We start from the raw sequence: 12,867 nt of genomic DNA, 5'->3' as shown, positions 1-12,867 counted from the left end.
AGTGGAATCATCGCGCACCCCCTAAGGAATGATGGGAGGGTGCCCGAGGAACCCACAGGACCGGCCGAGCCGGTGACCTCCGCCGAAAAGGCCGAGGGGGCCGCCGAACCCGCGGCCGCCGAGCCGCCGGCGCCTCCTCCCCGGCGGCTGCGCCTGCTGCTGTCGGTCGCCGCGGTGGTGCTGATCCTCGACATCGTGACCAAGGTGCTCGCGGTCCGGCTGCTGCCGCCCGGCCAGCCGGTGTCGATCATCGGCGACACGGTGACCTGGACCCTGGTGCGCAATTCGGGCGCGGCCTTCTCGATGGCCACCGGATACACCTGGGTGCTGACGCTGATCGCGACCGGTGTGGTGGTCGGCATCTTCTGGATGGGGCGGCGGCTGGTGTCGCCGTGGTGGGCGGTGGGCCTCGGGATGATCCTCGGCGGCGCCATGGGCAACCTGGTCGACCGGTTCTTCCGCGCGCCCGGGCCGCTGCGCGGCCACGTCGTGGACTTTCTGTCGGTCGGCTGGTGGCCGGTGTTCAACGTCGCCGATCCGTCGGTGGTCGGCGGGGCCATCCTGCTGGTGGTGCTGTCGATCTTCGGCTACGACTTCGACAGCGTGGGCCGGCGCCGGCCGGGCGGCAACGGCGGCCGGCGCCGGTGACCGACCGCTCGATGCCCGTCCCCGAGGGGCTGGCCGGCATGCGCGTCGACGCCGGGCTGGCGCGCCTGCTGGGGCTGTCGCGCAGCGCGGCGGCGGCGCTGGCCGAGGACGGCGGCGTCGAGCTCGACGGCGTGCAGGCCGGCAAGTCCGACCGGCTGACAAGCGGCGCGTGGCTGCAGGTGCGGTTGCCCGAGGCGCCTGCCCCGCCGGAAAACACGCCCGTCGACATCGAGGGCATGAAGATCCTGTATTCCGACGACGACATCGTCGCGGTCGACAAGCCTGCGGCGGTGGCCGCGCACGCGTCGGTGGGCTGGACCGGGCCGACGGTGCTCGGCGGCCTGACCGCCGCCGGCTACCGGATCACCACGTCCGGCGTGCCCGAGCGGCAGGGCATCGTGCACCGCCTCGACGTCGGCACCTCCGGGGTGATGGTGGTGGCGCTCTCCGAGCGCGCGTACACCGTGCTCAAGCGGGCGTTCAAGGCGCGCACCGTCGACAAGCGCTATCACGCGCTGGTGCAGGGGCATCCGGATCCGTCCAGCGGGACGATCGACGCGCCGATCGGGCGGCACCGCGGCGGCGAGTGGAAGTTCGCGGTCATCAAGGACGGCCGGCACAGCCTCACCCACTACGACACCCTGGAAGCCTTCGTCGCCGCCAGCCTGCTCGACGTGCACCTGGAAACCGGCCGCACCCACCAGATCCGGGTGCACTTCTCCGCGCTGCACCACCCGTGCTGCGGCGACCTGGTCTACGGTGCCGACCCGAAACTGGCGAAAAGGCTTGGGCTGCAACGCCAATGGCTGCACGCGCGGTCGCTGGCCTTCGCCCATCCGGCCGACGGCAGGCGGATGGAGATCGTCAGCCCCTACCCGCCCGACCTGCAGCACGCGCTGGACGTGCTGCGCGACGAGGGATGATCAGCCCGGCTTGCGGGCGTCGACGAGGACCCGCGTCGCGTGCGCGACGAACGGCCCCTCGGCCTCGATGCGCTCGTGCAGTTCCCGCAATCGGTCGCGGTAGCGGTGCACCGTGAAGTCGGGCACCGTCCAGATCACCTTGCGCAGGAAGTAGACGACGGCGCCGATGTCGAAGAACTCGGCCCGCAGCCGCTCCATGCGCAGATCCCGGATCTCCAGGCCCGCGGCCTCCGCCTGCGCGCGCACGGCGTCCGGGTCGAACTCGGCCCATTTCTCCGGTTGCGGCCCGATGAAGTGCTCGACGAGTTCGCCCATCGTGGCGGGCCCGATGTGCTGCGCAAAGTAACCGCCGCCGGGCCGGAGCACCCGAAGGATCTCGGTCCACCACACGGAGATGGGATGACGGGTGGTCACCAGGTCGAACGCCTCATCGGCGAACGGCAACGGCGGCTCGTCGCGTATCCGGACGACCAGCACGCCGAGCGGATGCAGGCGTCTGGTTGCCAGCGCCGCGTTCGGCGGCCATGTCTCGACGGCGGCCATGGCGGGCGGGAACGGCCCCGCGCCGGCCAGCACCTCCCCGCCGCCGGTGTGGATGTCCAGCGCCGCCGAGGACGCCGCCAGACGGCGGCTCAACATCCGCTGGTAGCCCCAGGACGGTCTTTCCTCCGTCGCCCGGCCGTCGAGCCAGGAGAAGTCCCAGCCGTCCACGGACACCGAATCGGCTTCGGCCACCAGATCTTCGAATGTGCGGGCCATGGCCTGCATTGTGCGCCCAAATGTCGATCGGGCGCGGCGGCGCGCCCGGAGCCGCTCAGACCTTGGTGGGCTCGGCCGACGCGATCTCGGGGGCCAGCGGCGCGATGGCGCCGAGGATTTCGGTGACCGTCGCGGAGGGCACCCCAGTCGGTTAGCGCGCGATCACGCAGGGATTACCCTGCGCCCGATCCCGTTCACATGATCGCAATCCGCATCGGGTGGCCGACCGATGCCCTAGGTTGGGTCTATGACTCACGTCACATCACCCGCGCCGGGCGCCCGCGGTCGGGGGGCGAGCGCCAGCAGGAGCGCACACCGATGAACCTTGGTGACCTGACGAGCCTGGTGGAAAAGCCCTTCGCGGCGGTCTCCAACATCATCAACACCCCCAACTCGGCTGGGCGGTATCGACCGTTCTACCTACGCAATCTGCTGGATGCGGTGCAGGGACGCACGCTTGGCGACGCGGTGGAGGGCAGGACCGTCCTCATCACCGGGGGATCGTCGGGCATCGGCGAGGCCGCGGCCAAGAAGATCGCGGCGGCCGGCGGTGAGGTGGCGCTGGTGGCCCGCACCCGGGAGAACCTCGAGAAGGTCGCCGACCAGATCCGCGGCGACGGCGGGACCGCCCACGTGTACCCGTGCGACCTGTCCGACATGGACGCCATCGCCGCGATGGCCGACCAGGTGCTGGACGACCTCGGCGGCGTCGACATCCTGATCAACAACGCGGGGCGGTCGATTCGGCGCTCGCTGAAGCTGTCCTACGACCGGATTCACGACTATCAGCGGACCATGCAACTGAACTACCTGGGGGCGGTCCAGCTCATCCTCAAGTTCATCCCCGGCATGCGGGAACGCGGGTTCGGGCAGATCGTCAACGTGTCCTCGGTCGGCGTGCAGACCCGCGCGCCGCGCTTCGGCGCCTACATCGCCAGCAAGGCCGCGCTGGACAGCCTGTGCGACGCGCTGCAGGCCGAGGTCGTCAACGACGACGTCAAGTTCACCACCGTGCACATGGCGCTGGTGCGCACGCCGATGATCAGCCCGACCACGATGTACGACAAGTTCCCCGCGCTGACGCCCGATCAGGCGGCCGGGGTGATCACGGACGCGATCGTGCACCGGCCCCGGCGCGCGAGCTCGCCGTTCGGGCAGTTCGCCGCCGTCGCCGACGCCGTCAACCCGGCGGTCATGGACCGCGTGCGCAACCGCGCGTTCGCCATGTTCGCAGACTCCGATGCGGCCAAGGGCCGCGAATCCGACAGCGATACACAGCCTTTCGACAAACGAAGCGAGACCTTCGTGCGGGCGACCCGCGGGACCCATTGGTGACGCCATGAGCCTTCCGAAGCCCGACACCGACACGACCGTCGTCATCACCGGCGCCTCATCCGGCATCGGGGCCGAACTGACCCGCGGCCTGGCCCGGCGCGGCTTCCCGCTGCTGCTGGTCGCGCGCCGCCGCGAACGCCTCGACGAACTCGCCAACGAGGTGGGCGAGGAACACTCCGTCGCGGTCGAGGTGATGCCGCTGGACCTCGGCGACGCCAAAGGCCGCGCGAGGCTGGCGGACCGGCTTCGCGCCGAACCGATCGCCGGCCTGTGCAACAGCGCGGGTTTCGGCACCAGCGGGGTCTTCCACACGCTGCCGCTGGAACGCGAGAGCGAGGAGGTGACCCTCAACGCCCTGGCGTTGATGGAACTCACGCACGCGGTCCTGCCCGGCATGGTCGAGCGCGGCGCCGGCGCGGTGATGAACATCGCCTCGATCGCCGGGTTTCAGCCGATGCCCTACATGGCGGTGTATTCGGCCACCAAGGCCTTCGTGCAGACGTTCTCCGAAGCCGTGCACGAGGAACTGCACGGGACGGGGGTGTCGGTCACGGTGCTGTGCCCGGGCCCGGTGCCGACCGAGTGGGCCGAGATCGCCAACGCCGAGCGGTTCAGCATTCCGATCGCTCAGGTCTCGCCGCGCGACGTGGCCGAAGCCGCCATTGGCGGGATGCTGGCCGGCAGGCGCAGCGTGGTGCCCGGCATCGTGCCCAAGGTCGTCAGCACCGGCGGCAGGTTCGTGCCGCGCAGCCTGCTGCTGCCCGGGATCCGGCTCGGCAACCGGTTCCGCGGCGGGCCCAGTCGCTGACGGCCTTTCGCGGCTTTATCCGCCGCGGCCGTGCCGGCGAGTGTGAGTCCTGGGCGTTGAGCGTGAGTCCACGGCGGAAAAATCGCCGAAATCGACGCCGTGGGCTCACACGCAAAGCCCTGAGCTCACATGCAAAGCGCATCGACGCAACCGCTCCACACGTGAGCTTTTTCAAGGGACGTCCCGCAGACGCCGTTTCAGGGCTGCGACCCTGAGCAGCCGAATGGTTATGTTTATGGACCCAAACAAGGGGCCCAACCCGATAAGGGTCCGCAGGGACCTGGTTCCATGCAGCTCAAGGCTGCCGAACACATAGAAACATCCGATGGCGAAAACGGCGGCGGGCAGGGAGAAGGCCAACAAGGATCCACGATCGGCGACGGTTTGCCTCGCAAAATCCAACTCTTCCTTCGACATAGGCTCGCCCCTACGCAACTTATCTAGGACCTTTTTGGAGCCCCCGATTTCTTCGCCTATCGGACTGGGGGAGCGCCCCAGCAGCCGTTTTACGAACATAAAGACAAAAGTAGCGAACACTAATTCGGCCACGCCCGCGAGTACCGTCAGATAACCGAACAGGCTCAACTTCGTTCACTCCCTCGTGGGGCAAGGCCTGTCTGTGTCACCGAATGCGTGACGGTGAGTCGGAAGCCACCGCGGGGTCTCCGTCTTCCCAGAGCAGCAGTTGGCGAACCGCGGGACGCGGCCCGTACGGGCGAAGCATCGTGCTGGCCGGGCGGGGGCGCACGCGTTGCGGCCACCAGAACCACCGCCCGAGGAGCGTGGCGACGGACGGCGTCATGAAGGAGCGCACGATCAGCGTGTCGAACAGCAGCCCCAGGCCGATGGTGGTCCCGATCTGACCCAGCACCAATAAAGCGGCGAACACGAACGAAGACATGGTGAAGGCGAACACCAGGCCGGCGGCGGTCACGACCGCCCCACTGCCGGCCATGGCGCGGATAATGCCCGTCTTTAAGCCGGCGTGAATTTCCTCCCTGAACCGGGAGATCAGCAACAGGTTGTAGTCGGATCCCACCGCCAAGAGGATGATGACGGACAGGGCGAGGCAAATCCAGTACAGCTTGATGCCGAAAATATCCTGCCAGACCAGCACGGATAGCCCGAAAGAGGCGCCCAGCGAAAGCGCTACCGTCCCGACGATGACGATCGCGGCGACCAGGCTTCGGGTGATGATCAACATGATGATCAAAATCAGGCTCAGCGCGGCTATTCCGGCGATCATGAGATCGTATTTGGCGCCGTCGGCTATGTCCTTATAGGTCGCCGCGGTGCCGGCGAGATAGATGTTGGAGTCCCCTAAGGGAGTGTTTTTCACGGCCTGTTTGGCCGCGTTCCTGATGGGGTCGATATGGGAGATGCCCTCGGGGGTCGCCGGATCGCCTTCGTGGGAGATGATCATGCGTGCGGCCTTGCCGTCCGGCGAGAGGAACAGTTTCAGACCCCTCTTGAACTCGGGGTTGTTGAAAGCCTCGGGAGGCAGGTAGAAGGAGTCGTCGTTCTTGGCGGCGTCATACGCCTGTCCCAGGGCGGTTGCGGTGTCGGTGTTCGCGCGCGTCTGGGCGTTGATCCCGAAGTTCGTGGCGTAGTTGGACAGGGTCAGTCCGAGATTCTTCTCCTGGTCGGCGATCTGGGGCGGCAACAGTGTCACCAATTTCTGCTGCCCGGCGTCCAATTTGTCCAGGCTCGCGGTGAGCTTTTCGAACTGCGCACTGAGCTGGTCAATACCGTCGATGGCGTCGAAAACGGATCTGAGCGCAAAGCATGCGGGAATATCGTAGCAATGCCTCTCCCAGTAGAAGTAACTGCGAATCGGCCTGAAGAAGTCGTCGAAATTCGCGATCTTATCGCGCAGGTCATTGATGATGGTGATCGTCTCGTGAAAGCTTTGAGTCTCGTCGTGCGTGGAGGCGGCGAGCTGTTGTTGCAGAGCATACTGTCGATTCAAAATGCTGATCGTATCTTTCAGCGTGTTGGCCTGCTTCAGGATGTCCTCCGCGCGGTCTTTTTGGTATTGCAGGTTCTCGATGTTGCCGATGGCGCCCGCGCTGATCTGAAAAGCCAAGGAGGTGTGCTCGATCGGCGTTCCCAACGGCCTGGTCATGGACTGGACCTGCGCGATGCCGGGCAGGTGGGCGACGGCTTTTGCCACCCGTTCCAAGTTGATCATGTCGGCCGGATTGCGCATATCGTGATCGGTTTCGATCATCAGCAGTTCGGGATTGAGCCGGGCCTGTGAAAAGTGCCGCTCCGCGGCCGCATATCCGAGATTGGCCGGGGCGCTGGCCGGCATGTAGGGGCGCGCGTCGTAACTCGTCTTGTATCCGGGCAGGGCAAGCAAACCGATGAGCGCGACCGCGGTAGCCACCACCAGGATGGGCCCGGGCCAGCGGACGATGGCGGTGCCGATGCGCCGCCATCCTCGAGTCGCCACCTCGCGTTTGGGGTCGAAGAGCCCGAAAAGACTGCCCACGGTAAGCACGGCCGGGGCCAACGTGAGCGCGGCGGCCAGCGCGACCATGATGCCGATTGCGGCGGGAATGCCCAGGCTTTGAAAATAATTCAGCCGCGTAAAGCGCAGACAGAACACCGCTCCGGCAACGGTCAGGCCCGAGCCCAAGACCACATGGGCGGTCCCGCGATACATGGTGTGGAAAGCGGTTTCCCGATCCTCGCCGGCGTGCCGCGCCTCGTGATACCGGCCGAGGAAGAATATCGCGTAGTCCGTGCCGGCCGCGATGACCAGCAGCGTGAGCAGATTCGTCGAATACGTTGACAGCCCGATCAACCCGACGCTTCCCAGAAAGGCGACAATGCCCCTGGCCGCGGCCATTTCAATAATGACCGTGAACAGCACGACGAGCGCGGTAACCAGGGAACGGTAGACCCAAAACAACATCACCAGGATCACCAACACGGTGATCACGGTGACCTTGAAGATACCTTTGCTGCCCACTTCGAACTGATCCGCCACCAGTGGCGCAGCTCCGGTCACATAAGCCTTGACCCCGGGCGGCGCCGGCGTCTGAGCCACCAGGTCGCGGATAGTGTCGACGGACTCGTTGGCCAGCGCATCGCCCTGATTGCCGGCAAGGTAGACCTGAACGTAGGCGGCCTTGCCGTCCTTGCTTTGCGAGCCCGCCGCCGTCAACGGATCCCCCCAGAAATCCTGGACGTGCTCCACATGCTTGGTGTCGTGCTCGAGCTTGCGGACCAGGACGTCGTAGAACCGGTGGGCGTCGTCGCCCAGCGGCTTATCGCCTTCGAGGACGATCATGGCCGCACTGTCAGAATCGAACTCGCGGAACACTTTGCCCATGTGCTTCATCGCTTGAAACGACGGCGCATCCGGCGAATTCAGCGACACGTTGTGCGCTTTGGCCACGTCCTCCAGATTCGGTACCGCAATATTGCTGACGGCGGCCACGCCCACCCACACCAGCAGGATCGGCACCGAAAGCCGGCGGATGGTGCGCGCCAACGCAGACCTCGGGGCGTGCTGGTCGCTCATGCGGACTTCACCAGGCAGAAGGTGTAGGCGTTCACTTGGTTGACGATCCTCTCGTCCTTGAGTTCCCCGTCGACGGTGATGCGACAGCCGAGGGAAGCGCTGTTGCCTTGCGCCACAAGGTTGCTGAAGGCCCCGGGCTGCGTCGTGACCATGGTCAACGACCACGGCAGGGTCGCGTTCAGGACTTGCCGCGGCTGGACATTGATGTCCACGTAATTGATGGTTGCCACCGCTCCGGGGTCACCAAAGACCTCAAGGGTGATGCGCTTCGGGTTGAACGGTTCGGTCTGTTCCGAGATCCCGCCGCCGGCCGACGTATTGTTGTGGGATCCGAAGATCCCGTGCAGTCGATAGACGCAGAACCCCGCGACGGTCACGACCACGACGACGACCAGCGCCACCCACCCTCGCCTGACGAGGGACATCATCGAAATCCCCTTCACCCGTTGGCCTTTCGATGCTCGGGCGACACGGTCACGCTGGCGCTGTGCCCGCGATCGTTGGATACGACCCTACGGTACTGACCAGTACTGCACAAGAGACGAGGCCGTACACTTTCCTCCACAACCATCAACGGTCCTGATACCTACGGGACCGGGTGAGGCCGGGGACGATGAAGTCGTCGACAAGGGCTTGCACGGTGCGCCGGGTGGGCGCCTGGCCGGGAATGATGGAGCGAAAGATGAGGTATCCGGGCAGCAGGTCCCAGAGTTCGTCGGCGATCGCGACCTCGGCGATCTCACCCCGGTCGACCGCCCGTTGCAGGATGTGCTGGAACAGGGCTTTGCGCTGATCGAGGAATTGGTGTTGCAGGGCGTCGTTGAGGGCCGGGCGGCGCGACACCTCGACCAGCACCGCCCGGATGGTGCTGGCGTGCTGCTGGCCCTGCCGGCAGATGGTCTCCCCGAGCTGCAGCAAATCGCCCCGCAACGTGCCGGTTTCCGGCGGGACGGCCACCTGGCGGATGCCTTCGATGAAGGCGGCCAGCACCAGTTCGGCTTTCGAGGGCCAGCGCCGGTACACCGTGGCCTTGCTGGCCCGGGCCTCGCCGACCACGGCGTCCACCGTCAACCCGTCGTAACCGTGCTCCTGCAACAGCCGCAAGGTCACCGCGAGCAACTCGGCCTCGCGCGGCGACCACGGCGACGACCCCGCGCACCCGCCGGCAGTCTGGGTCATAGCGCCCACCTTAAATCCGTCGCGCCTACTTCCGGAGTCAAGAGACACACGAGGCGACACGCCGAGGATGCGTCGGTGGTCGGTCATAGACTGGCGTCCCTATGACCGGTTCGTTGCCTCCTCACGCGAGCGTTCGTCGCGAGTCGTCCTTCGTGCACCTGCACAATCACACCGAGTACTCGATGCTGGACGGTGCCGCGAAGATCGACCCGATGCTCGCCGAGGCCGAGCGGCTGGAGATGCCGGCGATCGGGATGACCGACCACGGCAACATGTTTGGGGCCAGCGAGTTCTACAACGCGGCGACCAAGGCCGGGATCAAACCGATCATCGGGGTCGAGGCGTACATCGCGCCCGGCTCGCGGTTCGACACCCGGCGCGTCACCTGGGGTGACCCCGGCCAGAAGGCCGACGACGTCTCCGGCAGCGGCTCCTACACGCACCTGACGATGCTGGCCGAGAACGCCGCCGGCCTGCGGAACCTGTTCAAGCTGTCCTCGCTGGCCTCCTTCGAGGGCCAGCTGAGCAAGTGGTCGCGCATGGATGCCGAGCTCATCGCCGAACACGCCGAGGGCATCGTCATCACCACCGGCTGCCCGTCCGGGGAGGTGCAGACCCGGCTGCGGCTGGGACACGACCGGGAGGCGCTGGAGGCGGCCGCCAGGTGGCGCGAGATCGTCGGCCCCGACAACTATTTCCTCGAGCTGATGGACCACGGGCTGTCGATCGAGCGCCGGGTCCGGGAGGGCCTGCTCACGATCGGCCGCACGCTGGGGATTCGGCCGCTGGCCACCAACGACTGCCACTACGTCACCCGCGACGCCGCGCACAACCACGAGGCGCTGCTGTGCGTGCAGACCGGCAAGACCCTCTCCGACCCGAACCGGTTCAAGTTCGACGGCGACGGCTACTACCTCAAGTCGGCCGCCGAGATGCGCCAGATCTGGGACGACGAGGTGCCCGGCGCCTGCGACTCGACCTTGTTGATCGCCGAGCGGGTGCAGCCCTACGACGAGGTGTGGGCGCCGCGCGACCGGATGCCGGTCTTCCCGGTGCCCGAGGGGCACGATCAGGCGTCCTGGCTGCGGCACGAGGTGGAGGCCGGGCTGCGCCGACGGTTCCCCGACGGCCCCCCGGACGGGTACGCCGCGCGGGCGGCCTACGAGATCGACGTCATCTGCGGCAAGGGCTTCCCGTCCTACTTCCTGATCGTCGCCGACCTGATCAACCACGCGCGGTCGGTGGGCATCCGGGTCGGCCCCGGCCGCGGCTCGGCCGCCGGCTCGCTCGTCGCCTACGCCCTGGGCATCACCGACATCGACCCGATCCCGCACGGCCTGCTGTTCGAGCGGTTCCTCAACCCCGAACGCACCTCGATGCCCGACATCGACATCGACTTCGACGACCGCCGCCGCGGCGAGATGGTGCGCTACGCCGCCGACAAGTGGGGCTCCGACCGGGTGGCCCAGGTCATCACCTTCGGCACCATCAAAACCAAAGCGGCGCTGAAGGATTCGGCGCGGATCCACTACGGCCAGCCGGGCTTCGCCATCGCCGACCGGATCACCAAGGCGCTGCCGCCGGCGATCATGGCCAAGGACATCCCGCTCGCGGGGATCACCGACCCCAACCACGAGCGCTACAAGGAGGCCGCCGAGGTGCGCGGCCTGATCGAGACCGACCCCGACGTGCGCACCATCTACCAGACCGCGCGCGGCCTGGAGGGCCTGATCCGCAACGCCGGCGTGCACGCCTGCGCGGTGATCATGAGCAGCGAGCCGCTGACCGAGGCCATCCCGCTGTGGAAGCGCCCGCAGGACGGGGCCATCATCACCGGCTGGGATTACCCGTCGTGCGAGGCCATCGGCCTGCTGAAGATGGACTTCCTGGGGCTGCGCAACCTGACGATCATCGGCGACGCGATCGAGAACATCAAGGCCAACAGGGGAATTGACCTCGACCTGGAATCCGTGCCGCTCGACGACAAGGCCACCTACGAGCTGCTGGGCCGCGGCGACACCCTGGGGGTGTTCCAGCTCGACGGCGGGCCGATGCGCGACCTGCTGCGCCGGATGCAGCCGACCGGGTTCGAGGACGTGGTCGCCGTCATCGCGCTCTACCGGCCCGGGCCGATGGGCATGAACGCGCACAACGACTACGCCGACCGCAAGAACAACCGGCAGGCGATCCGGCCCATCCACCCGGAGCTCGAGGAACCGCTGCGCGAGATCCTCGCCGAGACCTACGGCCTGATCGTGTATCAGGAGCAGATCATGCGCATCGCGCAGAAGGTGGCCGGCTACTCGCTGGCCCGAGCCGACATTCTGCGCAAGGCCATGGGCAAGAAGAAGCGCGAGGTGCTGGAGAAGGAGTTCGAGGGATTCTCCGACGGCATGAAGGGCAACGGGTTCTCGCCGGCGGCGATCAAAGCGTTGTGGGACACCATCCTTCCGTTCGCCGACTACGCGTTCAACAAGTCCCACGCCGCGGGCTACGGCATGGTCTCCTACTGGACCGCCTACCTCAAGGCGAACTATCCCGCGGAATACATGGCCGGCCTGCTGACCTCGGTCGGCGACGACAAGGACAAGGCGGCCGTCTACCTCGCCGACTGCCGCAAGCTGGGCATCACGGTGCTGCCGCCGGACGTCAACGAGTCCGGCCTGAACTTCGCGTCGGTGGGCACCGACATCCGCTACGGGTTGGGCGCGGTGCGCAACGTCGGCGCCAACGTCGTCGGCTCGTTGATCGGCACCCGCGGCGAGAAGGGCAAGTTCACCGACTTCTCGGACTACCTCAACAAGATCGACATCTCGGCGTGCAACAAGAAGGTCACCGAATCGCTGATCAAGGCGGGCGCCTTCGATTCGCTGGGCCATGCCCGCAAGGGCCTGTTCCTGGTGCACACCGACGCCGTCGACTCCGTGCTGGGCACCAAGAAGGCCGAGGCGATGGGGCAGTTCGACCTGTTCGGCGACTGGGGTGATGGGCAGGACGCCGGCACCGACGCGGTGTTCACCATCAAGGTGCCCGACGACGAGTGGGAGGACAAGCACAAGCTGGCCCTGGAGCGAGAAATGCTGGGGCTGTACGTGTCCGGGCATCCGCTCAACCGGGTGGCACACCTGCTGGCGGCGCAGGTCGACACCGCGATCCCGGCGATCCTGGACGGCGACGTCGCCAACGACAGCCAGGTTCGGGTGGGCGGCATACTGGCCTCGGTGAACCGGCGGGTCAACAAGAACGGGATGCCCTGGGCCTCGGCGCAATTGGAAGACCTCACCGGCGGCATCGAGGTGATGTTCTTCCCGCACGCGTACTCCACGTTCGGCGCCGACATCGTCGACGACGCGGTGGTGCTGGTCAACGCGAAGGTGGCCATCCGCGATGACCGGATCGCGTTGATCGCCAACGAGCTTGTGGTGCCCGACTTTTCCCACGCGCAGGCGGACCGGCCGCTGGCGGTCAGCATGCCGACGCGACAGTGCACCCTCGACAAGGTGAGCGCGCTCAAGCAGGTGTTGGCGCGCCACCCCGGCACCTCCCAGGTCCACCTGCGGCTGGTCAGCGGGGACCGGATCACCACGCTCGAGCTCGACCAGTCGCTGCGGGTGACGCCCTCCCCGGCGCTGATGGGCGACCTCAAGGAGCTGCTCGGCCCGGGGTGCCTGGGCGTCTGAACC

10 protein-coding genes and 1 pseudogene are annotated in these 12,867 nt (G+C 66.8%); 5 read left to right on the top strand and 6 right to left on the bottom strand.

Annotated features, from left to right (window positions below; translation table 11 throughout):
- Positions 1 to 39: 39 nt before the first annotated feature.
- Both lspA and G6N25_RS22955 read left to right on the top strand, forming a co-directional pair.
- Positions 40 to 648 carry a signal peptidase II gene (gene lspA, locus G6N25_RS22960; protein WP_083074825.1) on the top strand — a complete coding sequence of 203 codons (609 nt, stop codon included), beginning with the start codon at positions 40 to 42 and terminating at the stop codon, positions 646 to 648.
- Positions 645 to 1,571, top strand: a complete 927-nt coding sequence (locus G6N25_RS22955; RefSeq protein WP_083074823.1) for an RluA family pseudouridine synthase — start codon at positions 645 to 647, stop codon at positions 1,569 to 1,571. Before lspA ends, G6N25_RS22955 begins: the two co-directional genes overlap by 4 nt.
- Here the strand turns inward: G6N25_RS22955 and G6N25_RS22950 are convergent, their stop codons facing one another.
- Positions 1,572 to 2,330, bottom strand: coding sequence for a methyltransferase domain-containing protein (locus G6N25_RS22950; protein WP_083074853.1), 759 nt, complete (start codon positions 2,328 to 2,330; stop codon positions 1,572 to 1,574).
- A gap of 55 nt (positions 2,331 to 2,385) precedes the next feature.
- Positions 2,386 to 2,472 (bottom strand): annotated as a pseudogene (locus G6N25_RS24535) (group 1 truncated hemoglobin); the annotation flags it as partial.
- A 176-nt stretch (positions 2,473 to 2,648) separates the two neighbouring features.
- On the opposite strand from G6N25_RS24535, the gene G6N25_RS22940 reads away from it, so the two are divergent.
- Positions 2,649 to 3,665: an SDR family NAD(P)-dependent oxidoreductase gene (locus G6N25_RS22940; protein ID WP_083074851.1), complete on the top strand. Its 1,017-nt coding sequence runs from the start codon at positions 2,649 to 2,651 to the stop codon at positions 3,663 to 3,665.
- Between the two features lie 4 nt (positions 3,666 to 3,669).
- Positions 3,670 to 4,473 (top strand): SDR family NAD(P)-dependent oxidoreductase, encoded by an 804-nt coding sequence (locus G6N25_RS22935; RefSeq protein WP_083074822.1) that lies wholly within the window; start codon positions 3,670 to 3,672, stop codon positions 4,471 to 4,473.
- 171 nt (positions 4,474 to 4,644) lie between these two features.
- Here G6N25_RS22935 and G6N25_RS23595 read toward each other — a convergent pair whose 3' ends face one another.
- The 4 genes from G6N25_RS23595 to G6N25_RS22920 all read right to left on the bottom strand — a co-directional run bounded on the left by G6N25_RS23595 (position 4,645) and on the right by G6N25_RS22920 (position 9,184).
- Positions 4,645 to 5,058 (bottom strand): hypothetical protein, encoded by a 414-nt coding sequence (locus tag G6N25_RS23595; protein WP_083074820.1) that lies wholly within the window; start codon positions 5,056 to 5,058, stop codon positions 4,645 to 4,647.
- Positions 5,059 to 5,095: 37 nt separating this feature from the next.
- A complete protein-coding gene (locus G6N25_RS22930; RefSeq protein WP_083074819.1) occupies positions 5,096 to 8,005 on the bottom strand; it encodes an MMPL/RND family transporter in 2,910 nt (969 codons plus the stop codon).
- The gene (locus G6N25_RS22925; RefSeq protein WP_179961692.1) at positions 8,002 to 8,433 is read right to left on the bottom strand and encodes an MmpS family transport accessory protein; all 432 of its coding nucleotides are present in this window, start codon (positions 8,431 to 8,433) and stop codon (positions 8,002 to 8,004) included. Before G6N25_RS22925 ends, G6N25_RS22930 begins: the two co-directional genes overlap by 4 nt.
- A gap of 142 nt (positions 8,434 to 8,575) precedes the next feature.
- Entirely contained in the window at positions 8,576 to 9,184 is a 609-nt protein-coding gene (locus tag G6N25_RS22920) for a TetR/AcrR family transcriptional regulator (protein ID WP_083074816.1), read from the bottom strand.
- A 101-nt stretch (positions 9,185 to 9,285) separates the two neighbouring features.
- Here G6N25_RS22920 and dnaE point away from each other — a divergent pair, with 101 nt between their 5' ends.
- Positions 9,286 to 12,864, top strand: a complete 3,579-nt coding sequence (dnaE, locus tag G6N25_RS22915) for a DNA polymerase III subunit alpha (RefSeq protein ID WP_083074814.1) — start codon at positions 9,286 to 9,288, stop codon at positions 12,862 to 12,864.
- Positions 12,865 to 12,867 lie beyond the last annotated feature (3 nt).

Source organism: Mycobacterium heidelbergense, assembly GCF_010730745.1.
GTDB classification, from domain to species: domain Bacteria; phylum Actinomycetota; class Actinomycetes; order Mycobacteriales; family Mycobacteriaceae; genus Mycobacterium; species Mycobacterium heidelbergense.
Note: the sequence above shows the minus strand (reverse complement) of the source record. Positions and strands in the feature narration are given on the sequence as shown.